Genomic DNA, 22659 nt, shown 5'->3' on the forward strand with positions numbered 1-22659 from the left:
TCTTGCCGGTTGCGCGGTCGCGGATCAGGCTTCCGAGACCTGCTCCAGCACCGCCTTCAGGAACTTCTGCAGGCGCGGGCTCTTCGGCCGGGTGAAGATCTCTTCCGGCGGTCCCGCCTCGACGACGACGCCGCCATCCATGAACACGACCCGATCGGCGACCTCGCGCGCGAACCGCATCTCATGCGTGACCAGCATCATGGTCATGCCCTGGCGGGCGAGACCGCGCACGACGTCGAGCACCTCGCCGACCAGTTCCGGATCGAGCGCCGAGGTGATCTCGTCGAGGAGCAGCAGGCGCGGGTTCATCGCCAGGCAGCGGGCGATGGCGACGCGCTGCTTCTGGCCGCCGGAAAGCTGGCGCGGATAGAAATCGGCCTTTTCCAGCAGCCCGACCTTGCCGAGCAGATCGCGCCCGCGCGCCTCGGCATCGGCGCGGCTCATCTTCAGAACATGGATCGGCGCCTCGATGACATTGCCGAGCGCCGTCATGTGCGGGAACAGGTTGAAGTGCTGGAACACCATGCCCATCCGCATGCGCAGATGGTTGACGTTCGACTTCTCGGTGATCGGCTTGCTCTCGAAGGTCACCTTGCCGCCCGTCGGCGTCTCCAGCCGGTTGAGGCAGCGGAGCAGCGTGCTCTTGCCGGAGCCGCTCGGCCCGATGATAGCGACGCTCTCGCCCTCCCGGACCGTCAGATCGACGCCGCGCAGCACCTGGACCGCGCCGAAGGCCATCTCAAGGCCATCGAGATGAAGGATCGGTACGCTCACTGGGCCGCCCTCTTGCGTTCGAGTCTCTTGGCGACACGGGAGAGCGGCAGGCAGATCGCCAGATAGAGGATCGCCGCCATCGAGTAGATCGCCATGCTGCGATAGGACTGGCTCGACGCGTCGTAGGACCGGTACATGATCTCCGGCACGGAGATGGTCAGGGCCAGCGACGTGTCCTTGATCATGGAAATGATGAAATTGGTGAAGGGCGGCAAGATGATCACGCCCGCCTGCGGCAGGATGATCCGGCGCATGGCGAGCGGCGTCGACATGCCGAGGCTGCGCGCCGCCTCGAACTGGCCGCGATCGACCGCCTCGATGCCGGCGCGAAAGATCTCCGCCGCATAGGCGCCGCCGACCAGCGACAGCGTGATGATGGCGGCGGCCATCGGCTCCAGCCGGATGCCGAACGAAGTCAGGCCGAAATAGATGATGAACAGCTGCAACAACGCCGGCGTCGCGCGGATCAGCTCGATGTAGATGCCGGCGACATAGCCGAGAAGCCGAATGCCCGACATCTTGGCGAAGGTGGCGAGAAGACCGATGACGATGCTGCCGATCAGCGAGAAGACCGTCAGCTCCAGCGTGACGATTGCGCCCTTGGCGATATAGGGAAAGTAGGTTTGCAATAATTGCAGATAATCATTCATGAAATTCGGATCCTGAGGCAACGGGACGCCGCCGGCAGGCAACAATTTGCCTGCCGGCGGATGACGGGTCCTAGAACTTGCCGGTCAGGTAGGACGGGTTGGTGAGCCCGTAACGCGCCATGATCTCCTTGTCCTCGCCACGCGCCTTGATGGCGTCGATCGCGTCGTCGAAGGCCTTGATCAGGCTCTCGGTGCCGTTCTTCGAATAGACGTAGTAGTTGGCGGGAAGCGTCTCGCTGCCGAGATATTCCGGCGCCAGATATTCCACGACCTTGAAGTCGTAGTCGGGGTTCTGCGCCGCCGCATAGTCAAAGGTGTAGCCCCACCAGACAGCCGCATCGAGACGGCCGGCCTTGAGGTCCATCAGCATCGGATCGGCGGAATCATACTTGCGGATGTCGGCGACGCCGTAGCGCTTCTGCAGCTCCTGGGCCTCGATCTCCTGCGCCGAGCCACGCACGGTGCCGATCACCTTGTCCTTGAGGCCCTGGACGTTCTCGATGCCGTCCTGCGAGCGGGTCAGCAGCACGTCGATGCCGTACCAGAACGGCTTGCTGCCATAGGCCATGACCTTCTGGCGCTCGGCCGTCTTGTAGAGGCCCGAGATGACGTCGATACGGCCGGAATCAAGCGCCGGCGCCAGCGCCGAGTGGACGAGCACGACCGGGTCGACCTCGACGCCGATTTCCTTGCCGACGGCCTTGGTGAAATCCGCCGCGATGCCCTTCCATTCGCCGGTGCCGATATCGATCCAGGTCTCCGGCGGAATGCTGAACGTGCCGACGCGCAGGAAGCCGCGCTTCTTGATGTCGGCGAGGAGATCGGTGCCCGCTTCCTGCGCGAAGGCAGGACGGGCCACCAGCGGCGCGCCCACGGCGAGGGCTCCGGCAGTAGTCAGGAATCCGCGTCGGGTGAATTGGCTCTTCATCATGTTCCCCATGAATCTGGATGGTGGTTCTGATCTGGATGGTGGTTCGGGCAGGATCCCTTCTGACGAAGGGCTCAATCGCTGCCGGGACGCCTCTGACGCCATATCCCCGCGATCTCTCGCGGGTGCCTCTGGCGCTTCTCTTCGTCGACCCGGCAGGAATTCGGTGCGTTGCTGGCTGCGCCTCAGAGGACGCCGTATTTGGCGTAGACCTCGCCGAGCAGCAGGCCGTTCTCGAGTTCCTCGCGGGTCTTGTTCTCGCTGGTGACCTTCTTCAGCGCCGCCTGGATCACGTCGGCGGCGATCTTCTGCGGCACGACGACGACGCCATCGACATCGCCGAAGACCAGGTCGCCGGAGGCGACCGTGACGCCGGCGCATTCGATCGGCAGGTCGCGCGCCATCATCTTGCCGCGCCCGCGCGAATCGAGCGGGCCGATGCCGCCGTGGAAGACGGGGAATTCGAGATTGCGGATGTGGCGGACGTCGCGGACGAGACCGTCCGTCACGCAGCCGACCGCGCCCCGCTTGCGCGACGCGGTGGTCAGCAGTTCGCCCCAGGGCGCGATCCGCGTCGTCGGACCGTCGCAGCCGAGCACGGCGATGTCGTTCGGCTTCAGATCGTCGATCAGCGCGATCTCGACCTCGTAGGGGTTCTCGTCCTCGCGCACCGAATAGGTGTTCATGAACAGGCCGGTCCGCGCATAGCCGATCATCGTCAGGCTGTCGTCCAGCGGCCGCACGAAGGGCAGCATCGCCTGATGCGTCAGGCCGAAATCATCGAGAACGTCGGACAGAACGGCCGAATACAGAACTTTCTTCAGGGCTTCCAAATCGAACTGGGCAGCAGACAACGGGCTCTCCAACCTTCGTGTTAAACGTTTAACAAAACCGTAGAGGCGTTTCTTGAAGCCGTCAATAGCGGGTCGACGCGCCGGCGCGGGACTGTCCCCTGCCCTGCCGCCGGCCGCCCGGAGCCGAGTGCTCGTCCCTGCAATCGGGCGCCGCCCGAGCGCCCGCCCCAGCCCCCGCCATCGCGCAAATCGACCGTGCCGGTGCCCTGCCGGGCTCTGAACGTCCCCTGCCGAGGCTGTCGCAGGGCGCATGGCAGCCCTGCCGCGCGCGACTTGGGCTGGACAAGTCGCGCCAGCTGCCCCAGATGGGTGTCAGGCTATTCCTTCCCGCCGAGGCTCCATTTCCCATGGAATTTGTTGCTGCCGAACTGGTCGCGCTGGCCACCGTCGTGCTGATCGACCTCGTGCTGGCGGGCGACAACGCCATCGTCGTCGGCATGGCGGCCGCCGGCCTGCCGAAGGAGATCCGCAGCAAGGCAATCCTGGTCGGCATCGCCGCCGCCGCGATCCTGCGCATCATCTTCGCCCTCTTCGCCACCAAGCTGCTCGGCATCATCGGCCTGACGCTCGCCGGCGGCATCCTGCTGCTCTGGGTCTGCTGGAAACTCTGGCGCGAGATCCGAACCGACCACGAAGCCGAGGCGGCGGCTGCCGCCGAGGCGATCGAGAACGCCAGCCAGACGGGCGGCAAGACCTTCAAGCAGGCGATCACCCAGATCATCATCGCCGACGTCTCGATGTCGCTCGACAACGTGCTTGCCGTCGCCGGCACGGCGCGCGAACACACCTGGGTCCTGGTCGTCGGGCTGGTCCTCTCGGTCGCGTTGATGGGCGTCGCCGCCAATGTGGTGGCCAGGCTGCTGAAGCGCCTGCCCTGGATCGCCTATGTGGGTCTCGCCGTCATCGCCTACGTCGCCTTCAAGATGATCTGGGACGGCGGGCTGGAAGTGTTCCACATGGCCGACGTCACAGGATGGGTGTGAGCAACCCGGCGCGCCCGGCGACCGACGCCAGCGCGCTGCTGGCGATCCTGCTCGTCGCCTTTCTCTGGGGCGCGGCCGAGGCGAGCTATTTCTTCGTCGTCGCCGACGTGCTGCTGACCTTCGTCGCCGTCGCCTACGGCCTGCGCACCGCGCTTGCGGCGAGCCTCGCCGCCGCGATCGGCGCCGCCTGCGGCGGGTTCACAATGTGGCGCCTCGGCATCCTCGACCCCGCTTATGCAACAGCGCTGCTGCGCACCGTTCCCTTCGTCTCGGAGAGCATGATCGCCCGGGGCATGGCGGGCATGGACGAGGCCAACTGGCCGCTCGCCATGCTGAAGGGTTCGGTCACCGGCGTTCCCTACAAGGTCTATGCGGTCGCCGCCGGCAAGGAAGGCCTGTCCGCCCTGTTCTTCTTCGGCGCCACCATCCCGATCCGCCTCTCGCGCTTCGTCGTCGCGGTGAGCGTCGTCGCCGGGATCAGCGCGGGATTGCAGCCGCGCCTTGCGCTCCGCGGCCGCCTGATGCTGCTGGCGATCTTCTGGATCCTGTTCTACGGCGAGTTCTGGTGGCGCTGGTTCGGAATGGACATCCGCCTCTTCTAGTGGATCTCCGGCTCCGGCAGCTTCTCGGTGCCTTCGAGGAAGTCGAAGTCGCAGCCGAGATGGGCCTGGCGGATGTGGGCGGCGAACAGCTTGTTGTAGCCGCGCGGATAGTCGCGCGCCGGCGGCTTGAACACGGCGAGGCGGCGGGCGATCTCGGCGTCGTCGACATGCAGATGGATCGTCCGCGCCTCGACGTCGACGGAGATGAGGTCGCCCGTCTGCACGGCCGCCAGCGGGCCGCCGATATGCGATTCCGGCGAGACGTGCAGGATGCAGGCGCCATAGCTGGTGCCGCTCATGCGCGCGTCGGAGATGCGCAGCATGTCGCGCACGCCCTCTCTCAGGAGCTTTCTCGGGATCGGCAGCATGCCCCATTCCGGCATGCCCGGCCCGCCGACAGGACCGGCGTTCTGCAGCACCAGTACGGTATCGGCCGTGACGTCGAGATCGTCGCGATCGACCATCGCCGACATCTCGTTGTAGTCGCGGAAGACCAGCGCCGGGCCGGTGTGCCTCAAGAGGCGCGGCTCTGCCGCCGACGGCTTCATCACGCAGCCGTCCGGCGCCAGGTTGCCGGTCAGGATGGCCGTGCCGACCTCGGCCGAAACCGGATGATCGAACGGACGGATGACGTCGGTGTTGTAGTTGCGCGCCGCCTCGACCGCATCGGCCAGCGTGCCCCGGACGGTGCGCGCGGAGAGATCGAGATGGTCGCGCAGTTCCGACCAGAGCGCCGGCAGGCCGCCAGCATAGTAGAAATCCTCCATCAGCCATTCGCCGGTCGGCCGCAGATTGGCGAGGACGGGAATGTCGCGCGCCACGCGGTCGAAATCCTCCAGCGTCAGCGGAATGCCCGCCCGCCCCGCCATGGCGATCAGATGCACCATCGCGTTGGTCGAGCCGGCGAGCGCCATGTGCACGACGAGCGCGTTCTCGAACGAGGCCGCGGTCAGGATATCGCTAGGCTTCCAATCGTCGAAGATCATCTCGATGATGTGCCGCCCGCACTCCGCCGCCATGCGCGAATGGGCGGAATCGGGCGCGGGAATCGACGAGGCGCCCGGCAGCGACAGGCCGAGCGTCTCGGCGAGCGACGTCATGGTCGAGGCGGTGCCCATGGTCATGCAGGTGCCGAAGGAACGCGCGATGCCGGATTCCATGGCGCGCCATTCCTCGTCGCCGATCCGGCCCGCCTCCTTCTCCGCCCAGTATTTCCAGACGTCGGAGCCGGAGCCGAGCACCTTGCCAGCATAATTGCCACGCAGCATCGGCCCCGCCGGCAGGAAGATCGTCGGCAGATCCATAGAGATCGCGCCCATGATCGTCGCCGGCGTGGTCTTGTCGCAGCCGCCGAGCAGCACGACGCCATCGACCGGATGCGATCGGATCAGCTCTTCCACCTCCATGGCGAGGAAGTTGCGGTAGAGCATGGTGGTCGGCTTGACGAAATTCTCGGCCAAGGACATCGCCGGCAATTCGATCGGGAAGCCGCCCGCCTGCCAGACGCCGCGCTTCACCTCCTCGACGCGATGGCGGAAATGCGCGTGGCAGGGGTTGATGTCGGACCAGGTGTTGATGATGCCGACGACCGGCTTGCCCATGAACTCCTCATAGGCATAGCCCATCTGCAGCGTGCGCGAGCGGTGGCCGAAGGAGCGCAGGTCCGTGGCGCCGAACCAGCGCTGGCTGCGAAGCGAGGCGATCGTGCGGCGCGCGGGCCTGTTTCCGGACGAGGTCATCAAGGTCGATCCTTCAGAAACGGCGGGAGCATTCGAAAATCCGGCCGTCCGGGGTTACGCTGCCCGAAGTGAGTCGGGCGGCGAGGAAAGCGAGAGGCGCATGGTCGATCTGCAACTGAAGCCGGCGCGCCGCGAAAAGCTCTCCGACATCCTCTACGGCCAGATCCTCGAACAGATCGTTTCGGGCATTTTCGCGCCCGGCGACAGGCTGCCGTCCGAGAACGATATCTGCAAGGCCTTCGAGGTGTCGCGGCCGGTCGTGCGCGAGGCGCTGCAGCGGCTGCAGGTCGACGGCCTCGTCATCGCGCGCCAGGGCGCCGGCACCTTCGTCTCGCACAAGCCGCCCGGCGGCCTGCTGGCGACGACGCCGCCGCAGCAGGTCGCGAGCGTGCTCCGCGTCACCGAGGTGCGGATCGCCATCGAGACGGAATGCGCCCATCTCGCCGCCGAGCGCCGCACAATCGCGCAGCTCGCCGAGATCGAAGCCCGGCAGGCCGCGTTCGAGGCCGCGCTGCATTCCGGCGCCGCCGGCCTGGAGGAGGATTTCGCCTTCCACCTCGCCATCGCCGAGGCGACCGGCAACGAGGTGTTCCCGGCCGTGCTCGAAAGCCTGAAGGGCCGGATCGAGGACTGGATGCGCAGCGCGCTCAGCATGACGCGCGTCGGCTCCGAGGAACGGCGGCGTGCCCTGCTCTCCGAGCACCGCAACATCGTCGACGCCATCGCCCGCCAGCAGGCGGACCAGGCCGCGCTCTACATGAAGTTCCATCTCGTCGAGGCCCGCAGGCGCCTGACCGACGCGCGCCGCGATCGCTGATGGACTTGTAAAATCAAGATACAAGACTGTCTTCCAATCGCGACATACATGCCCATAAATCGTCAATCGATCTAACAATTCTGGGCGCTTGCCGCATCCGCGTCAAGGCGTTCGGGGCGGCCCTCGGCCCGATTCCGGCCACCCTCGTCATTCCTCCGAAAATCCATGTCGCCCGAGCATAGAGGGGAAAACCTCCCGACGGCGCGGCTGAATGGATCCCGGGTCAAGCCCGGGATGACGGCGAGTGTGTGGAACCGGCAGAGCCAAGTACTGAAAGGCATCTGTCGCCCTCAGCCCGATACTATCCCCGGGCTCAAGGTCTGCCCTATGTTCCCCGTCATCCCCGCGAAGGCGGGGATCCATACAGCCGCGCCATCGGGAGTTTCGCGCGGCTGGCAACCCGGCTGAATGGATCCCGGGTCAGGCCCGGGATGACGACGGTGGGTGGGACTGCCGCTGAGCCAGTCGATCCCCAACAGCCCTCACCCCTCGTAGCGCGCTTCCATCAGGTCGAGCTCGCGCACCAGCTTGCGGGCGGTTTCGCTGCCGATCTTGCGGCCGCGCAGCAGCTTGAACACCGTCGTGCGCTCGGCCTGAAGCGCCGCGATGCGCATCCGCGTCTCGATCGCATCGATCTGCCGCGCCAGAGCCGCTTCCTCGTCGGCGCGCGAGCCGGCGTCGATCCGGGCGCGGTAGGCATCCATGAGCCGCGCCGCCGCCGCCACGAAGATGTCGGCGTCGGGCCTGCCACCCGCCAGTTCGTGCTGGACCCGCTCGATCTCGGCGATCGCTGCCTCGGCCGCCGCGATCCGGGCCTTCTGTTCCGCGAGCAGGGGCGAGGCCTCCGGCAGGTCGAGGCCGCGCAGAAGGAGCGGCAGGCCGATGCTGGCTGCGATGAGTGACAGGATGATCACGCCCATGGCGAGGAAGATGGCGAGATCGCGGGCGGGGAACGGCGTTCCGTCGTAGAGGAACAGCGGCAGGGTGAGCACGCCGGCGAGCGTGATCGCGCCGCGCACGCCGGCAAGCGACATCGCCGCCAGCAGCCGCCAGCTCGGCCGCCGGACGGTTTCGCCACGGCGACGCGCCCGGTAGAGGCTGAAATTCAGCGACACCCAGACCCAGACGAAGCGCAGGATCGCCAGCGACAGGTTGATGGCGAGCACATAGATCAACAGCCAGCCCGGCGCGTGATGGCCGGTGACGCGCACCGTCTCGGCGGCGCTGTGGAGAATGGCCGGCAGCTGCTCGCCGAGGATCACGAAGATGATGCCGTTGGCGGCGAACTGGATCATGTCCCAGACGTTGTTGCGGCGGACCCGCGTGGTGGCCAAAGCGTGGCCGGACGCCTCGCTGAAGCTCATGGTCACGCCGGCGGCGACCGCTGCCAGAATGCCGGAGCACTGCAGATGCTCCGCCGAAAGATAGGCGGCGAAGGGGGTCAGCACGCTGATCAGGATCTGCGAGCCCGTCTCCTCGCCATAGTGATCGGCGATCCAGCTCTTGCCGGTATTGATGATCCAGGTGACGACATATCCGATCAGGACGCCGCCGAACGCCACCCAGACGAAATCCAGCATCGCTTCCGAGAGCGAGAAGGTGCCGGTGAGCGCGGCGGCGACGGCGAAGCGGAGGCAGACGAGGCCGGACGCATCGTTCAGGAGTGCTTCGCCTTCGAGGATATGCATCATCCGCTTCGGGATCCGCACGCGGGCGGCGATGGCGGAGACGGCGATCGGATCGGTGGGCGAAATCACCGCCGCGAGCGCGAAGGCGACCGCGAGCGGCATCGCCGGAATGAGATAGTTGATGAACAGCCCGACGCCGAGCACGGTGAAGACGACAAGCCCGAGCGCGAGCGCCAGGATCGCCCTGCGGTCCCGGATCAGCTCTTCCTTCGGCGTCCGCCAGCCATCGAGGAACAGCAGCGGCGGCAGGAACAGCAGGAAGAAAATGTCCGGATTGAGCGTCACCCGGAAGTCGGCGATCAGCCCGATGGCGCCGCCGAGCGCGATCTGCAGGAGCGGACGGGGAATGCCCAGCGGCAGCATGCGGGCGATGAACCCGCTCACCACGACGGCGAGCAGCAGCACGAGAACGATCGAAATGGTTTCCACTTGCCGGGAATCCTGTGCGGGGCTTGTGGCGGGCCGGACGGGCCGAACGTCTAGCCTAGAAGACTGACCCAGTTCGACTTTTTCGCGACAATGGCCGCTCCCGCCCGACTTGCGCCCGGATTTTTCTCCCAACCACGCGTTTTTTAGCGGCAGCCGCCGCGATGGCGAGGCATAGTCGACGTTAGGTAAGGAGGCCCCCCATGCTCTACGCCATCATCTGTTATCACTCGGAGGCAGTGGTCACTGCCTGGTCGAAGGAAGAGGACGACGCCGTCATGGCGCGGCTGCACAAGGTGCATGAAAAGCTGGCGCGGCAGGGCAAGCTCGGCCCGACGGCGCGGCTGCACCCGACCCGAACCGCCACGACCCTGCTCAAGGACCAGGGCCGGGTGATCGACGGCCCGTTCGCCGAAATCAAGGAGCAATTGCTCGGCTTCTACGTCGTCGACGTCGACGACCGCGACGAGGCGCTGCAGGTGGCGCGCGACCTGACGGAGGCCAATCCCGGCGGCGCCTACGAACTGCGCCCGATCTCGCTGTTCATGCCGGGCGAACTCGCCCCGGCCACCGCCGATACGGCCTGACAGCCGCACGGCCGGTCAGCCCATGACGCGCGCTCAGTTCTTCAGGCGGTAGCCCGTCCGGAAGATCCAGGTAACGATGGCGAGGCAGGCGACCAGGAACGCCAGCGTCATCGTCAGGCTGACGGCGACGTTCACGTCGGCCGTGCCGAAGAAGCTCCAGCGGAAGCCCGAGACCAGGTAGACGACCGGATTGAACAGCGCGACCGTCTGCCAGACCGGCGGCAGCATCGAGATCGAATAGAAACTGCCGCCGAGGAACGTCAGCGGCGTGACGATCAGCAGCGGCACCAGCTGCAACTTCTCGAAGCCGTCCGCCCAGATGCCGATGATGAAGCCGAACAGGCTGAAGGTGACGGCGGTCAGCACGAGGAACAGCAGCATCCAGAACGGATGCTGGATCTCGAGCGGCACGAACAGGCCGGCCGTCGCCAGGATGATCAGGGCGAGCAGGATCGACTTCGTCGCCGCCGCGCCGACATAGCCGATAACGATCTCGAACGGCGAGATCGGCGCCGACAGGACCTCGTAGACCGTGCCGACGAATTTCGGGAAATAGATCGCGAAGGAGGCGTTGGAGATGCTCTGCGTCAGAAGCGTCAGCATGATCAGGCCGGGCACGATGAACGAGCCGTAGCCGATGCCGTCGATCGCCTTCATGTGCGAACCGATCGCCGCGCCGAAGACGATGAAGTAGAGCGAGGTGGAGAGGACCGGCGCGACGATGCTCTGCAGCAGCGTGCGGCCGGTTCGCGCCATCTCGAAGAGATAGATCGCGCGGATCGCATAGAAATTCATGAACGCTCACTCACCAGGCTGACGAAGATCTCCTCGAGCGAGCGCTGGCTCGTCTGTAGATCCTTGTAGTGGATCCCCGCGGCGCCGAGCGCGCGAAGAACGTCGGCGATACCCTTCTGCTCGGCGTCGGCGTCGTAGCTGTAGATCAGCTCGTTGCCTTCGTCGCCGAGTTGCAGGCCGTAGGCGTCGAGCCCGTCCGGCACGTTCGCCAGCGGCTCCTGCAATTGCAGCGTCAGCTGTTTCTTGCCGAGCTTGCGCATCAGCTCGGCCTTTTCCTCGACCAGGATGATCTGGCCGCGATGGATGACGCCGATGCGGTCCGCCATCTCCTCGGCTTCCTCGATATAGTGCGTCGTCAGGATGATGGTGACGCCGCTCGCCCGCAGCTGCCGCACCACCTCCCACATGTCGCGCCGGAGCTCGACGTCAACGCCGGCGGTCGGCTCGTCGAGGAACAGGATCTGCGGCTCGTGCGACAACGCCTTGGCGATCATCACGCGCCGCTTCATGCCGCCGGAGAGCGTCCGGAGCTTCGAGTCCTTCTTGTCCCAGAGCGAGAGGTCGCGCAGGATCTTCTCGATATGGGCCGGATTGGCGGGCTTGCCGAACAGGCCCCGGCTGAAGCTGACGGTGGCCCAGACGGTCTCGAAGGCGTCCGTCGTCAGCTCCTGCGGCACGAGGCCGATCTGCGCGCGGGCGGCGCGATAGTCTGTGACGACGTCGTGGCCGTCAGCCGTGACACGGCCGGTCGACGGATTGACGAGGCCGCAGATGATGCTGATCAGGGTGGTCTTGCCGGCGCCGTTCGGCCCGAGCAGCGCAAAGATCTCGCCCCGACGGATGTCGAGCGTCACGCCTTTCAGCGCCTCGAAGCCTGACGCATAGACTTTCGAGAGATTCGCGACGGAAATAATGTTCTGCATGGCGCCGATCATAGCCGAGGAAGTCGGCGTTTCGGCGGGATTTATGCAACAGCACCCCCAAATTTCAGGGCGCGGCGATATCCTTGGCCGGCGGGCGCTTCGGATATTCGTGTCGGGGCGGCAGCCAGTGATGCAGCGAGGCGACGCCGACGAGGCCGATGCTGCCGCCGAGCACGACGCCGAACAGCGTGCCGCCCTGGATCGTCGAGGTCGCGGCGAGTATCGGGATCGCGCCCGCCGGCGGATGGGTGATGCGGAGCATCGACATCAGCGCGATGACGAGGCCGACGCCGACCGCCGCAGCGACCCAGGCGCCGGGAAACAGCATTAGCACCAGGAGCGTGACCAGCGTCGCGACGAAATAGCCGCCGATCACATTGGCCGGCTGCGCCAGCGGGCTCGCCGGATGGCCGAAGAGCAGCACGGCCGAGGCGCCAAACGGCGCCAAAAGGAAAGGCTGGTGCGTCGTCACGGCGAGCGCGCCGACCGCGCCGATACCAAGCGCGCCGCCAAGCCCCGACTTCAGGTGCGACAGGAAACTGCCGGTCCGCACTTCATGGCGGGTGACGAAATGTTGGAGGCGACGAGGCATGCTGCAGGGCCGGGGGTTCGGGCATCGCATTCGTGCGGGCCCGCACTTCTAAGCGAAGCCGTGATGAAAAACGAGGCATCGCAATCCAGAAAATAGGCAGGCCGCAGAAAAATCCGCCCCGATCCCCCGTCCCCCGCTCCGGACACAGGCAAGACTCTGGAAAGCCTGGGCGGATATGATGGGATCAGGCGGAGCCTAGGCGCGGCCGCCATTGCGGCGCCGGATGGCCAAGCCCCGACACACGTTTTCACCGGACGACAATGCGCTGGCGCGTTCTTCGCCTCCTCTTTCTGATCTATGTCGCCTGGGCCGCCTTCGCGATCCTGCTGGTTCCCCTGAGCGCGATCGGCGTCGTCGCGACCAACCCGCTGGCCGCCCTGCTGCCGCTGGTCCTGGGCCTGCCGTGGAGCGTGCTGCTCACCTGGTGGATCGACAGCTCCAGCGCCTACTTGAACTTCCTGCTGCTCGTCCTCGCCGTGGCGATCAATGCCTGCATCCTGCGCTATATGTCCCGTCGCCCCCGCCCGGCCCCTGAGCCGGACGAGGAGGATGAGGACGAAGCGTTCGAGGAAGAGGACGAAGACGAGACGGACGACGAAGTCGACCACGCGACGGATCGCGAACACAATCGGCATCCGGAACATGACGACGAGGAGGATTGGGACGAGCCCTCCCCGCCCCGGCGAAATCGCCGCTGACGGGCGGTCAGAAGGCGAGCTGGACCTTCATGGCGCGCTTGCGATCGCCGGCCGTTTCGAACGCTTCCACCGCGTCCTCGATGCCGAAGCTGCCGGTCAGCAGCGGCCTCAAATCGACCTTGCGCGCGTCGATCAGCTTCACCGCCAGCGCGAACTCGTCGTGGAAGCGGAACGAGCCGGTGAGCGCGATCTCCTTCGCCACCACGACATTCTGCGGCAGCGACAGCTCGCCGCCGAGGCCGACCTGCACGATGGTGCCGCGCGGCTGCACCACCTCGAGGCCGGAACGGAGCGCCCGCTCGTTGCCCGAGCATTCGAACATCACGCCGACTGTGCCCTTGTCGACGCCGAGCGCCGCCAGCGCCTCGGGCTCGGTCGCGATGTTGATGGTGCGGTCGGCGCCGAGCTTGCGCGCAAAGGCGAGCGGCTCGTCGACGACGTCGGTGACGATGATCTCCGCCGCGCCGTGGAAACGGGCCGCGGCGACGACGAGCGCGCCGATCGGGCCGCAGCCGGTGACCAGCACGCGCTTGCCGAGCAGCGACGGCGCCCGCGACAGCGCATGCAGCGTCACGGCGAAAGGCTCGGCCATCGCCAGCTCGGCGACCGTGGCCTGCTCGCCCTTCTCGCACTGGATCGCCATGCAGACGAGCTCCTGCCGGAACGCGCCCTGGATGTGCGGCATCGGCATGGCGCTGCCGTAGAAGCGCATGTTGAGGCACTGGTTCGGCAGGCCTTCGTAGCAATAGCGGCAGGTGCGGCAGGGGCGGGACGGATTGACGGCGACACGGTCGCCCGGCTTGACGCGGGTGACATCAGGCGCGACCGCTGTGACCGTGCCGGCGACCTCGTGGCCCAGGATCATCGGCTCGCGCAGCTTCACCGTGCCGAAGCCGCCATGCTGGTAATAGTGCAGGTCGGAGCCGCAGATGCCGCCCGCCTCGATCCGGACCGTGACCTCGCCCGGCCCCATGGCGCCGGTTTCCCGGTCCTCGACCCGGAGGTCACGGGCTGCATGAATGACGACGGCGCGCATGGCGTCTCTCCCTGATCCGATTTTTGTTATCGATATCACGAAGTGGCGGCAAGGCAAGCCGAGTCACTTCGCCCACCCGGAATGCCGCCTCGCCCATCCGGAATCACAACGGCTCGTCCGCTTCCGGCTCCGCGGCCCCGGTATCGAGATGCCACCAGCCGGGCTGGCGATCCACGAAGGAATGCCCGCGCGGCCGCAGCGCCGCCTGATCCGGCTCGTCGAAACCGCCGATCAGCAGCTCGATCGTCGGCGCGTCGTCGAGGGCGCCGATCGAACTGCCGCATTTCGGGCAGAACGCCCGGCGGGTGATCTCCGACGAGCGGAAGGTCGCGGGCGCGCCGCCCGGCCCCGTCCAGCGCACGCTGTCGCTTGGGAACCCCGCCCAGGCCGCCGTCAGCGCGCCGGTATACTGCTGGCACTGCCGGCAGGAGCAGGTGTGCGGGTTGTCGGCCGGGCCGATCGCCTCATAGCGAATCCAACCGCAGAGGCATCCGCCGCCATAGATCGTTTCTGTCACGCCCACTCCCAGCTTCCTGTCGCAATGCGGATCACGGCCTTACACGGCGCGCCCGCGTCCGGTTCGGACGCCGCCTTTGTACAGCCGGCGGAGCGGGATGCCAGCGCCGTCACCGGCAGGCGCCGACTTGACACCCGAATGTTATCGATACCCAATCCGCCCACCCCATCACCAACAGCATGATTTCAGGGAGTGATCGCGTGAACCTGTTCGATCTCAGCGGGCGACTGGCCCTCGTCACCGGCGCCAGCAAGGGCATCGGCTTCGCCATCGCCGACGCACTCGCCTCGGCCGGGGCCCGCATCGTGCTCAACGCCCGCGACGCGGCCAAGCTGGAGGAAGCCCGCGCCGCGCTCGCCGCCAAGGGCTATGACGTCAGCACCGCCGCCTTCGACGTCACCGACCCGGACGCGGTGACCGCCGGCATCGAGAAGATCGAAACGGAGATCGGGCCGATCGACATCCTCGTCAACAATGCCGGCATGCAGCATCGCACGCCCCTGCAGGACTTCCCGCTCGAAGCCTGGCGCAAGATCACCGCCACCAACATCGACAGCGTCTACCTGGTCGGCCAGGCGGTCGGCCGCCGGATGATCCCGCGCGGACGCGGCAAGATCATCAATGTCGGCTCGGTGCAGAGCGAGCTGGCGCGGCCCGGCATCGCGCCCTACACGGCGACCAAGGGCGCCGTGAAGATGCTGACCAAGGGCATGGCGACCGACTGGGCCCGCTACGGCCTCCAGGTCAACGGCATCGGCCCCGGCTATTTCAAGACCGAGCTGAACGCCGCGCTGGTCGCCGACGAGACCTTCTCGGCCTGGCTCGCCAACCGCACGCCGGCCGGCCGCTGGGGCGACGTCCAGGAGCTGGCGGGCGCGGCGATCTTCCTCGCCTCGGATGCCTCCAGCTTCGTCAACGGCCACATCCTCTATGTCGACGGCGGCATCACCGCCAGCCTCTGAGCGAACTTCCGAAGAGGAAGGCGGCCCGCGCGGCCGCCATCCTCTCCCGGCATGAAAGTTCAGCCCCTCCTTGCCGATTCCGCCTCAAAGTCTTCGCTGGCCATAACCTTTCGTCAGCGACGCTTGACACCCCGCTTCTTGTTATCGATAACAAGGATAACCGGACAAAGAACCGGATGGGAACGATAGCGGTGCCGCCCGCATCCGGGAGGATGAAAGCATGGCCGACGGGGGAGTCCTCCGCTTCGACGATGTCGCCAAGGCATTTGGCGGCACGCGAGCGCTGAAGGGCGTGAGCTTTGACGTGGCGCGCGGCGAGGTCGTGGCGCTGCTCGGCGAGAACGGCGCCGGCAAGTCGACGCTGATCAAGATTCTGGGCGGCATTTTCCGCGCCGACAGCGGCCATGTCACCATTGGCGGCGAGCCGTACCGCCACCGCGCCCATGCGCGCGGCGAACGGCAGAAGGTCGCCTTCATCCATCAGGATCTCGGCCTCGTCGAATGGATGACGGTCGCCGAGAACATGGGCCTTGCCCAGGGGTTCTCCGGCCGCGCGCTGATCGACTGGAAGAGCACCGAACAACACGCCGCGACGGCGCTGGAGCTGGTCGGCTGCGACATCGATCCGACGACGCGGGTGCACAGCCTGAGCCGGACCGAGAAGTCATTGGTGGCGATCGCCCGCGCGCTCGTCGTCGACTGCGATTTCCTCGTCCTCGACGAGCCGACCGCCAGCCTGCCGGCCGACGAGGTGGAGCGCCTGTTCGAGGCGATCCGCCGGCTGCGGGCGCGCGGCGTCGGCATGATCTATGTCTCGCACCGCCTCGACGAGATCTTCCGCATCGCCGACCGCGTCGTCGTCATGCGTGACGGGCTCAAGGTCGGCGAGAAGCCGGTTTCCGAGACGACGCCGGACGAGCTGGTCAGCCTGATCGTCGGCTCGACGACGCTGGAGCTGTTCAAGAAGGGCGAGCTCGGCTCGGGCGAGATCCGCGTCGCCGTCCAGGATCTCGAAACGCCCTCCGCCGGCCCGGTCAGCTTCGACATCCGCCAGGGCGAGCTGCTCGGCCTCGTCGGACTGCGCGGCGCCGGCCAGGAGGAAATCGGCCGCGCCCTGTTCGGCGCAGCCCAGCATCGCGGCTCGATCCGGATCGACGGCGAGGCGCCGGATCTTTCCTCACCCCGCGCAGCGCTCAATTCCGGCATCGGGCTGGTGGCGCGCGATCGCACGGAGGAATCGGTCGCCTTCTCGCTCAGCGTCCGCGAGAACGCCTTTTTGAACCCGGCCGCCATCGGCCGCGGCCTGCTCTCTTATCTGTCGCCGCGCGCCGAAGCCCGCAAGGCGATCGCGCTCGGCGCGTCGGTCGGCCTGCGCCCCAACGATCCCGACCTGCCGATCGAGGGGCTTTCCGGCGGCAACCAGCAGAAGGTCGTCGTCGGCCGCTGGCTCGCCACCAACCGCCGGCTGCTGATCGCCGAGGACCCGACCGCCGGCGTCGATGTCGGCGCCAAGGCCGAGATCTACCGGCTGATCGCGCAGGCGCTGGAGAAGGGCCTCGCCGTCGTCGTCGTCTCGACCGATTTCGAGGAGATCGCCCATATCTGCCACCGGGCGCTCGTCTTCAACCGGGGCGGGATCATCGCCGAGCTCTCCGGCCCCACCCTCACCACCGAATCCGTGATCACCGCGGCCTCCGCCTCGGAAGCAGCCTAGAACCCTCTGTTTTGTCGCGTTTTCTTCACGCGAACCGGCACCCACTTCGCTCGAAAACGCTCCAGGAAGCTCGCCCATGTCCATGAACTCCGTCCGCTCCGATGCGCTGGAACCGACCCGCAGCGAACTGGAAAACGCCTCGTTCGGCGAACGTCTGCGCCGGCGCATTCCCGTCTTCGGCCTGCCGATCCTGCTGGTGCTGCTGATCATCCTGTTCTCGGTGCTGCTGCCGCAGACCTTCCCGACCATGCTGAATGTGCGGTCGATCATCTCGGACAAGGCGATCATCGCGCTGCTGTCGCTCGCCGCGATGATCCCGATGGCCGCCGGCAAGATCGACCTGACGGTCGGCTACGGCATCGTGCTCTGGCACATCCTGGCGATCAGCCTGCAGACCATGGCCGGCATTCCTTGGCCCTTCGCCGTGCTGATCGTCATCATTCTCGGCGCCTGCGTCGGCCTCTTGAACGGCCTGCTGGTCGAGGTCGCCCGCATCGATAGTTTCATCGCCACGCTCGGCACGGGCACCGTGCTCTACGCCATCGCGCTCTGGCATACGGGCGGGCGCCAGGTGGTGGCGCAGCTGCCGCAAGGCTTCCTGGCGCTGAACGGGACGATGGTCTTCGGCCTGCCGATCACTGGCTACTATGTGATCGCGCTCGCCATCGTCATGTGGCTGATCCTCGAGCACCTGCCGGTCGGCCGCTATCTCTACGCCATCGGCGCCAACCCGAAGGCGGCCGCCCTCAACGGCATTCCCGTCCAGCGCTACACCATGGGCGCCTTCATCGCCTCCGGCGCGCTGACGGCGGTCGCCGGCGTGCTGCTCGCCTCGAAGCTCCGCATCGGCCAGGCCAGCGTCGGCCTCGAATATCTGCTGCCGGCGCTGGTTGGCGCCTTCCTTGGCTCGACGACGATCAAGCCGGGCCGCGTCAATGTCTGGGGCACGCTCGCCGGCGTCGCGATCCTCGCGGTCGGCATCGCCGGCATCCAGCAGTTCGGCGGCTCGTTCTGGGTCGAGCCGATGTTCAACGGTGTGACCCTGCTGATCGCCATCGGCATCGCCGGCTACGCCCAGCGCCGCCGCGGCGCCAGCAGCAAGCCATTCAAAAAGACGGGCGCCTAAGAAACCCGTCGCAACTCGGAGGGACCTTCATGAAGTCACGCAATCTGTTGCTCGCCGCCGCCAGCGCCGTCGCGCTGATGGCCATCCCGATGCTGGCGCACGCCGACGCCTTCGTCGACGAGGCGAAGGCCATCGTCGCCAAGGCCGCCGGCCGCGCCGACAAGTGGGACGGCCCGACCACAGGCCCGAAGGCCGTCGGCAAGAAGACAATCGTCTATGTCGCCGGCGACATGCGCAATGGCGGCATCCTGGGCGTTTCGCAGGGCGCCAAGGAAGCAGCCGCCGCCATCGGCTGGGACTATCGCGAGATCGACGGCCAGGGCACCGTTTCCGGCCAGACCACGGCGCTCTCCCAGGCGATCGCGCTGAAGCCGGACGCGATCATCGTCGGCGGCAGCGACGCCGTCGAGCAGAAGGCCGGCCTCGAAGGCGCCGCTAAGGAAGGCATCCTGATGGTCGGCTGGCATTCCGGCCCCGTCCCCGGCCCGCTCGAAGGCACGCCGATCTTCGCCAACGTCACCACCGACGCGATGGAAGTCGCCAAGGTCGCGGCAATGAAGGCGGTCGCCGATTCCGACGGCAAGGCCGGCGTCGTCGTCTTCGCCGACTCGACCTATGCCATCGCCATCGCCAAGGGCCGCGCGATGGAGGAATGGATCAAGAAGTGCGCCGGCTGCACGGTCGTCTCCTTCCAGGACACGCCGCTCGCCGACGTCTCGACCCGCATCCCGCAGCTGACCACGACGCTCCTGCAGCAGAACGGCGCCAAGTGGACCCATTCCCTCGCCATCAACGACCTCTATTTCGACTTCATGCCGCCGGCGCTGCAGGCGGCCGGCATCGCCGGTAACGGCGACCCGCAGAACATCTCCGCCGGTGACGGCTCGGAATCGGCCTATCAGCGCATCCGCGCCGGAGACCATCAGGCCGCGACCGTGCCAGAGCCCCTCGCCATGCAGGGCTGGCAGCTGATCGACGAGCTGAACCGCGCCTTCGCCGGCGAAAAGTGGTCCGGCTATGTCCCCGGCGTCCATCTGGTGACGCCCGACAACGTCGCCTTCGACGGCGGCCCGAAGAACGTGTTCGATCCCGACAACGGCTATCGCGACGAATACAAGAAGATCTGGGGCGTGCACTGATCGCTCGCAGAGACCGGCGGCCGCCTCGCGCGACCGCCGGAAACGGTCTCGCGAAGCATCCACCAGCCCGCGACAAGCTCTGGCACTCCCCGCCGGACTGCGGTAACGACGCCGCTCCGGCTTGAACTCGCAGGATCACGACCGGCCTTTTTTCGTACTTCACCGGAGGCGCCCGCGCGCCCAGGCATCAGGTAGAGAGAATGTCGACCGTCCCCCCCGGAAGAACGCCGAAGAGCCAGCCGACGATGGCCGACGTCGCCGAGCGCGCCGGCGTCTCGACGATGACGGTGTCGCGCGCCCTGAAGAAGGGCAGCCCCATCTCCGAGGAGACGCGCCGACGGATCATGACCGCGATCGACGAGCTCGGCTATGTGCTCGACCAGACGGCCGGCACGCTCTCCTCGAAGCGCTCCGGCTTCATCGCGACGCTCATTCCCTCGGTCAACAATTCGAACTTCTCCGACACGGTGCGCGGCGTCACGGAGGCGATCGAGGGCAGCGGATTGCAGCTCCTGCTCGGCCACACCGACTATCTCGTCGAGAAGGAAGAGACGCTGCTGGAATCGATGCTGACGCGTCGTCCGGAGGGGATCATCCTGACCGGCGGATCGCACAGCGCCCGCTGCCGGCGCCAGCTCGACGCCATCGGCATTCCCGTGATCGAGACCTGGGACCTGCCGGAGAAGCCGGTCGAACATGTCGTCGGCTTCTCGAACGCGGCGGCGATCCGCGCGCTGGTGCATGATCTCTACGCGGAGGGCTATCGCAATATCGGCTTCATCGGCGGCACCACCAATCGCGACACGCGCGGCGCCGACCGCCGCCTCGGCTACAGCCAGGCGATCGCCGAACTAGGCCTGCCGCAGGCCCGCATCATCTCGTTCGGCAGTCCGCCGATCTCGATGGCGCAAGGGGCCGAGGCGATCGTGCAGCTGGTCACGCAATGGCCGGAGGTCGACGCCGCCATCTGCGTCTCGGACCTCTCCGCCTTCGGCGCGCTGATGGAATGCCACCGCCGCGGCTGGGCTGTGCCGGGGCGCATCGCCATCGCCGGCTTCGGCGATTTCGAGGTGTCGCGCTGCAGCCATCCCCGTCTGACGACGGTCGCCATCGACGCCGTCGAGATCGGCCGCACGGCGGGAAAGTTGCTGTTGCGCGCCATCGAGGCGCGGCGTGGGGGCGAGGTGATTCCGCCGGAAACGCTGATCATGCCGTTCCGCGTGATCCATCGCGAAAGCACGTGACCGGGCCGAAGCCCGGTCACGATCGAGGTCCCGGCCCGACAGGCCAGCTCCAACCTCCCGAACGACGCCGGGACCTCAATTCCGTCGAGGTCAATCCATGTGGAAGACTTCGGGAAGCGGGATCATGACGGGCGTGCCGTCAGGATGGGTGTCCATGATATCGCCCATATGGGCAAACCACTTCTGCATCAGCGGCTGCGCATTCAACTCGTCGGCGCGCGCGCCATCGGCGATGTGATTGATCGCGAACAGGATGTTCGTCTCTTCATCCAGGAAGATCGTGTAGTCGCGGGCGCCGTGCTGGGCGAGCAGCTCGCGCAGCTCCGGCCAGATCTCGTCATGGCGCTTCTTGTATTCGGCGCCGCAGCCGGGCTTCATCCGCATCTTGAAACCGATCCGCTTCATGTCTTTCCTCTCCCTTGAAACGGGCTGATGCCAGCCCTGTCCTGTCGATCCGTTCGCGATCAGTCGAAGATCGCGCCGGGGTTCATCAGATTGGCCGGATCGATACCCGACTTGATCGTGCGCAGAAGCGCCAGCTGCGTCGGCGAAACCCGGTCCGCGAAGGCGTGATGTTTGCGGCGACCGATGCCGTGCTCGGCGCTGATCGATCCCGCGTACCGGTCGACCACCGCGAAGATCGCTGTCTCGCTCGCCTTGATCATCGCCCGGCGCGGCTCGCCGGCGAGATCATCGGACGGCACGACGACGAAGTGCATGTTGCCGTCGCCGATATGGCCATAGGTCAGCACGATGCCGTTGCCGACCGTTGCCGCCAGCACCGCCTCGACCTCTTCGATGAAGGCGGCGACGCTGGAAATCGTCACGGACACGTCGGTGCGCAGATGCGTGCCGCGCTTGACCTGCGCCTCGACCACCGCCTCGCGGATCGCCCAGATCCTCTGCGCCTGCGTCGCGCTGGAAGCGCGGACGCCGTCGAGGATCATGCCCTCCTCCAGCGCATATTCGAGGAACCCGCCGACCAGCGCCTCGAGATCGAGCGGTCCGCTCGAGGCCGCCTCTAGCAACACGTAGAAAGGCGACGGCGTCGCCAGCGGATTGACGATCTCAGGCATGGTCATCGCCATGGCGACGCTCTTGTCCGAGATCAGCTCGAAAGCGGAGAGCAGGTCGGCGAGCTGGCGGCGCGCGGCGGCGAACAGGCGGACGGCGGCCTCGGCGGATTCGACCGCCAGGAACATCGTCTCGACCTGGGAGGGTTTTGGAAACAGCTTCAGCGTCGCCGCCGTGACGATGCCGAGCGTGCCCTCCGAGCCGAGGAAGAGCTGCTTCAAGTCGTAGCCGGAATTGTCCTTGCGGAGCTTCTTGAGCCCGTTCCAGATCCGGCCGTCCGGCAGCACAACTTCCAGCCCCAGCACCAGGTCGCGCATCATGCCGTAGCGCAGCACGTTGATGCCGCCGGCATTGGTGGCGACATTGCCGCCGATCTGGCAGCTGCCCTTGGCGCCGAGCGACAGCGGGAAAAGCAGATCCTCCGCCTCGACGGCCTGATGCAGCGCTTCCAGCACACAGCCGGCCTCGACAACGACGCTGAAGTTCAGTTCGTCGATCTCGCGGACGCGGTTCATCCGCTCCAGGCTGACGAGCACATGGCCGCCCTCGATATGGGCCGCAGCCCCCTCGACGAGGCCGGTATGACCGCCCTGCGGCACGATGGCGAGGCCGTTTTCGGCGCAATAGCGCACGAGATCGACGACCTCGTCGACATTGCGGGGGCGCGCGATGAAGGACGGATTGCCGTCGGCTTCACCAGACCAGTCGCGGATATAGTGGGAGCCGGGATCGATATCCCGGATGACGATCGCTTCGTCCAGCTTGGCCTCGGCCTTGCCCATGTCATGCAT

23 protein-coding genes are annotated in these 22659 nt (G+C 66.6%); 10 read left to right on the top strand and 13 right to left on the bottom strand.

Annotation, left to right across the window (positions count from 1 at the left end; genetic code table 11):
- Positions 1 to 24 precede the first annotated feature (24 nt).
- The 4 genes from K32_RS16560 to K32_RS16575 all read right to left on the bottom strand — a co-directional run bounded on the left by K32_RS16560 (position 25) and on the right by K32_RS16575 (position 3206).
- A complete protein-coding gene (locus K32_RS16560; protein ID WP_210342770.1) occupies positions 25 to 738 on the bottom strand; it encodes an amino acid ABC transporter ATP-binding protein in 714 nt (237 codons plus the stop codon).
- A 32-nt stretch (positions 739 to 770) separates the two neighbouring features.
- Complete coding sequence (locus K32_RS16565) at positions 771 to 1424, bottom strand: amino acid ABC transporter permease (protein ID WP_201400582.1); 654 nt, start codon at positions 1422 to 1424, stop codon at positions 771 to 773.
- A gap of 70 nt (positions 1425 to 1494) precedes the next feature.
- Complete coding sequence (locus tag K32_RS16570) at positions 1495 to 2352, bottom strand: ABC transporter substrate-binding protein (protein ID WP_201400583.1); 858 nt, start codon at positions 2350 to 2352, stop codon at positions 1495 to 1497.
- Between the two features lie 185 nt (positions 2353 to 2537).
- On the bottom strand, positions 2538 to 3206 hold the full coding sequence (locus K32_RS16575) for an RraA family protein (protein WP_244669552.1): 669 nt from the start codon (positions 3204 to 3206) through the stop codon (positions 2538 to 2540).
- Positions 3207 to 3553: 347 nt separating this feature from the next.
- Here K32_RS16575 and K32_RS16580 point away from each other — a divergent pair, with 347 nt between their 5' ends.
- Positions 3554 to 4189: a YjbE family putative metal transport protein gene (locus tag K32_RS16580; RefSeq protein ID WP_201400584.1), complete on the top strand. Its 636-nt coding sequence runs from the start codon at positions 3554 to 3556 to the stop codon at positions 4187 to 4189.
- Complete coding sequence (locus K32_RS16585) at positions 4186 to 4791, top strand: hypothetical protein (RefSeq protein ID WP_201400585.1); 606 nt, start codon at positions 4186 to 4188, stop codon at positions 4789 to 4791. The genes K32_RS16580 and K32_RS16585 overlap by 4 nt, the downstream gene beginning before the upstream one ends.
- Here K32_RS16585 and araD read toward each other — a convergent pair.
- Positions 4788 to 6530, bottom strand: a complete 1743-nt coding sequence (gene araD, locus K32_RS16590) for an L-arabinonate dehydratase (protein ID WP_201400586.1) — start codon at positions 6528 to 6530, stop codon at positions 4788 to 4790. The two genes, K32_RS16585 and araD, sit on opposite strands and share 4 nt — an antisense overlap.
- A 100-nt stretch (positions 6531 to 6630) precedes the next feature.
- Between araD and K32_RS16595 the strand changes: the two genes are divergently transcribed.
- The gene (locus K32_RS16595; protein WP_201400587.1) at positions 6631 to 7347 is read left to right on the top strand and encodes a FadR/GntR family transcriptional regulator; all 717 of its coding nucleotides are present in this window, start codon (positions 6631 to 6633) and stop codon (positions 7345 to 7347) included.
- Positions 7348 to 7829: 482 nt separating this feature from the next.
- On the opposite strand, the gene K32_RS16600 is transcribed toward K32_RS16595, so the two are convergent.
- The gene (locus tag K32_RS16600; RefSeq protein ID WP_201400588.1) at positions 7830 to 9464 is read right to left on the bottom strand and encodes a Na+/H+ antiporter; all 1635 of its coding nucleotides are present in this window, start codon (positions 9462 to 9464) and stop codon (positions 7830 to 7832) included.
- A 200-nt stretch (positions 9465 to 9664) separates the two neighbouring features.
- Here K32_RS16600 and K32_RS16605 point away from each other — a divergent pair, with 200 nt between their 5' ends.
- Positions 9665 to 10048 carry a YciI family protein gene (locus K32_RS16605; RefSeq protein ID WP_201400589.1) on the top strand — a complete coding sequence of 128 codons (384 nt, stop codon included), beginning with the start codon at positions 9665 to 9667 and terminating at the stop codon, positions 10046 to 10048.
- Between the two features lie 33 nt (positions 10049 to 10081).
- Here K32_RS16605 and K32_RS16610 read toward each other — a convergent pair whose 3' ends face one another.
- The 3 genes from K32_RS16610 to K32_RS16620 all read right to left on the bottom strand — a co-directional run bounded on the left by K32_RS16610 (position 10082) and on the right by K32_RS16620 (position 12358).
- Positions 10082 to 10843: an ABC transporter permease gene (locus K32_RS16610; RefSeq protein ID WP_201400590.1), complete on the bottom strand. Its 762-nt coding sequence runs from the start codon at positions 10841 to 10843 to the stop codon at positions 10082 to 10084.
- Positions 10840 to 11766: an ABC transporter ATP-binding protein gene (locus K32_RS16615; RefSeq protein ID WP_201400591.1), complete on the bottom strand. Its 927-nt coding sequence runs from the start codon at positions 11764 to 11766 to the stop codon at positions 10840 to 10842. Before K32_RS16615 ends, K32_RS16610 begins: the two co-directional genes overlap by 4 nt.
- Positions 11767 to 11830: 64 nt before the next feature.
- Positions 11831 to 12358 carry an HPP family protein gene (locus K32_RS16620; protein ID WP_244669554.1) on the bottom strand — a complete coding sequence of 176 codons (528 nt, stop codon included), beginning with the start codon at positions 12356 to 12358 and terminating at the stop codon, positions 11831 to 11833.
- Positions 12359 to 12618: 260 nt separating this feature from the next.
- On the opposite strand from K32_RS16620, the gene K32_RS16625 reads away from it, so the two are divergent.
- A complete protein-coding gene (locus K32_RS16625) occupies positions 12619 to 13056 on the top strand; it encodes a hypothetical protein (protein WP_201400592.1) in 438 nt (145 codons plus the stop codon).
- Between the two features lie 7 nt (positions 13057 to 13063).
- Here K32_RS16625 and K32_RS16630 read toward each other — a convergent pair whose 3' ends face one another.
- Both K32_RS16630 and K32_RS16635 read right to left on the bottom strand, forming a co-directional pair.
- Entirely contained in the window at positions 13064 to 14092 is a 1029-nt protein-coding gene (locus tag K32_RS16630; RefSeq protein WP_201400593.1) for an L-idonate 5-dehydrogenase, read from the bottom strand.
- 103 nt (positions 14093 to 14195) lie between these two features.
- Positions 14196 to 14609 carry a GFA family protein gene (locus tag K32_RS16635; protein ID WP_201400594.1) on the bottom strand — a complete coding sequence of 138 codons (414 nt, stop codon included), beginning with the start codon at positions 14607 to 14609 and terminating at the stop codon, positions 14196 to 14198.
- 179 nt (positions 14610 to 14788) lie between these two features.
- On the opposite strand from K32_RS16635, the gene K32_RS16640 reads away from it, so the two are divergent.
- The 5 genes from K32_RS16640 to K32_RS16660 all read left to right on the top strand — a co-directional run bounded on the left by K32_RS16640 (position 14789) and on the right by K32_RS16660 (position 20794).
- Complete coding sequence (locus K32_RS16640) at positions 14789 to 15571, top strand: SDR family oxidoreductase (RefSeq protein WP_201400595.1); 783 nt, start codon at positions 14789 to 14791, stop codon at positions 15569 to 15571.
- Between the two features lie 220 nt (positions 15572 to 15791).
- The gene (locus K32_RS16645) at positions 15792 to 17285 is read left to right on the top strand and encodes a sugar ABC transporter ATP-binding protein (protein ID WP_201400596.1); all 1494 of its coding nucleotides are present in this window, start codon (positions 15792 to 15794) and stop codon (positions 17283 to 17285) included.
- An 82-nt stretch (positions 17286 to 17367) separates the two neighbouring features.
- On the top strand, positions 17368 to 18411 hold the full coding sequence (locus K32_RS16650; RefSeq protein ID WP_201404533.1) for an ABC transporter permease: 1044 nt from the start codon (positions 17368 to 17370) through the stop codon (positions 18409 to 18411).
- Positions 18412 to 18440: 29 nt separating this feature from the next.
- Positions 18441 to 19550: a substrate-binding domain-containing protein gene (locus K32_RS16655; protein ID WP_201400597.1), complete on the top strand. Its 1110-nt coding sequence runs from the start codon at positions 18441 to 18443 to the stop codon at positions 19548 to 19550.
- A gap of 245 nt (positions 19551 to 19795) precedes the next feature.
- Entirely contained in the window at positions 19796 to 20794 is a 999-nt protein-coding gene (locus tag K32_RS16660) for a LacI family DNA-binding transcriptional regulator (RefSeq protein ID WP_201404534.1), read from the top strand.
- Positions 20795 to 20884: 90 nt separating this feature from the next.
- Here the strand turns inward: K32_RS16660 and rhaM are convergent, their stop codons facing one another.
- Both rhaM and K32_RS16670 read right to left on the bottom strand, forming a co-directional pair.
- Entirely contained in the window at positions 20885 to 21199 is a 315-nt protein-coding gene (gene rhaM, locus K32_RS16665) for an L-rhamnose mutarotase (RefSeq protein ID WP_201400598.1), read from the bottom strand.
- 59 nt (positions 21200 to 21258) lie between these two features.
- Entirely contained in the window at positions 21259 to 22650 is a 1392-nt protein-coding gene (locus tag K32_RS16670) for an FAD-binding oxidoreductase (RefSeq protein WP_201400599.1), read from the bottom strand.
- Between the last annotated feature and the right edge of the window lie 9 nt (positions 22651 to 22659).

The sequence above is a fragment of the Kaistia sp. 32K genome, from assembly GCF_016629525.1.
Classification (GTDB): Bacteria; Pseudomonadota; Alphaproteobacteria; order Rhizobiales; family Kaistiaceae; genus Kaistia.

Bases quoted from the DNA above. Each gene is read 5' to 3' on its own strand.
- K32_RS16560 (WP_210342770.1), bottom strand. From the start codon at position 738: ATGGCCTTCGGCGCGGTCCAGGTGCTGCGCGGCGTCGATCTGACGGTC.
- K32_RS16565 (WP_201400582.1), bottom strand. From the start codon at position 1,424: ATGAATGATTATCTGCAATTATTGCAAACCTACTTTCCCTATATCGCC.
- K32_RS16570 (WP_201400583.1), bottom strand. From the start codon at position 2,352: ATGAAGAGCCAATTCACCCGACGCGGATTCCTGACTACTGCCGGAGCC.
- K32_RS16580 (WP_201400584.1), top strand. From the start codon at position 3,554: ATGGAATTTGTTGCTGCCGAACTGGTCGCGCTGGCCACCGTCGTGCTG.
- araD (WP_201400586.1), bottom strand. From the start codon at position 6,530: ATGACCTCGTCCGGAAACAGGCCCGCGCGCCGCACGATCGCCTCGCTT.
- K32_RS16595 (WP_201400587.1), top strand. From the start codon at position 6,631: ATGGTCGATCTGCAACTGAAGCCGGCGCGCCGCGAAAAGCTCTCCGAC.
- K32_RS16605 (WP_201400589.1), top strand. From the start codon at position 9,665: ATGCTCTACGCCATCATCTGTTATCACTCGGAGGCAGTGGTCACTGCC.
- K32_RS16610 (WP_201400590.1), bottom strand. From the start codon at position 10,843: ATGAATTTCTATGCGATCCGCGCGATCTATCTCTTCGAGATGGCGCGA.
- K32_RS16615 (WP_201400591.1), bottom strand. From the start codon at position 11,766: ATGCAGAACATTATTTCCGTCGCGAATCTCTCGAAAGTCTATGCGTCA.
- K32_RS16620 (WP_244669554.1), bottom strand. From the start codon at position 12,358: ATGCCTCGTCGCCTCCAACATTTCGTCACCCGCCATGAAGTGCGGACC.
- K32_RS16625 (WP_201400592.1), top strand. From the start codon at position 12,619: ATGCGCTGGCGCGTTCTTCGCCTCCTCTTTCTGATCTATGTCGCCTGG.
- K32_RS16630 (WP_201400593.1), bottom strand. From the start codon at position 14,092: ATGCGCGCCGTCGTCATTCATGCAGCCCGTGACCTCCGGGTCGAGGAC.
- K32_RS16640 (WP_201400595.1), top strand. From the start codon at position 14,789: ATGATTTCAGGGAGTGATCGCGTGAACCTGTTCGATCTCAGCGGGCGA.
- K32_RS16645 (WP_201400596.1), top strand. From the start codon at position 15,792: ATGGCCGACGGGGGAGTCCTCCGCTTCGACGATGTCGCCAAGGCATTT.
- K32_RS16650 (WP_201404533.1), top strand. From the start codon at position 17,368: ATGAACTCCGTCCGCTCCGATGCGCTGGAACCGACCCGCAGCGAACTG.
- K32_RS16655 (WP_201400597.1), top strand. From the start codon at position 18,441: ATGAAGTCACGCAATCTGTTGCTCGCCGCCGCCAGCGCCGTCGCGCTG.
- K32_RS16660 (WP_201404534.1), top strand. From the start codon at position 19,796: ATGGCCGACGTCGCCGAGCGCGCCGGCGTCTCGACGATGACGGTGTCG.
- rhaM (WP_201400598.1), bottom strand. From the start codon at position 21,199: ATGAAGCGGATCGGTTTCAAGATGCGGATGAAGCCCGGCTGCGGCGCC.
- K32_RS16670 (WP_201400599.1), bottom strand. From the start codon at position 22,650: ATGGGCAAGGCCGAGGCCAAGCTGGACGAAGCGATCGTCATCCGGGAT.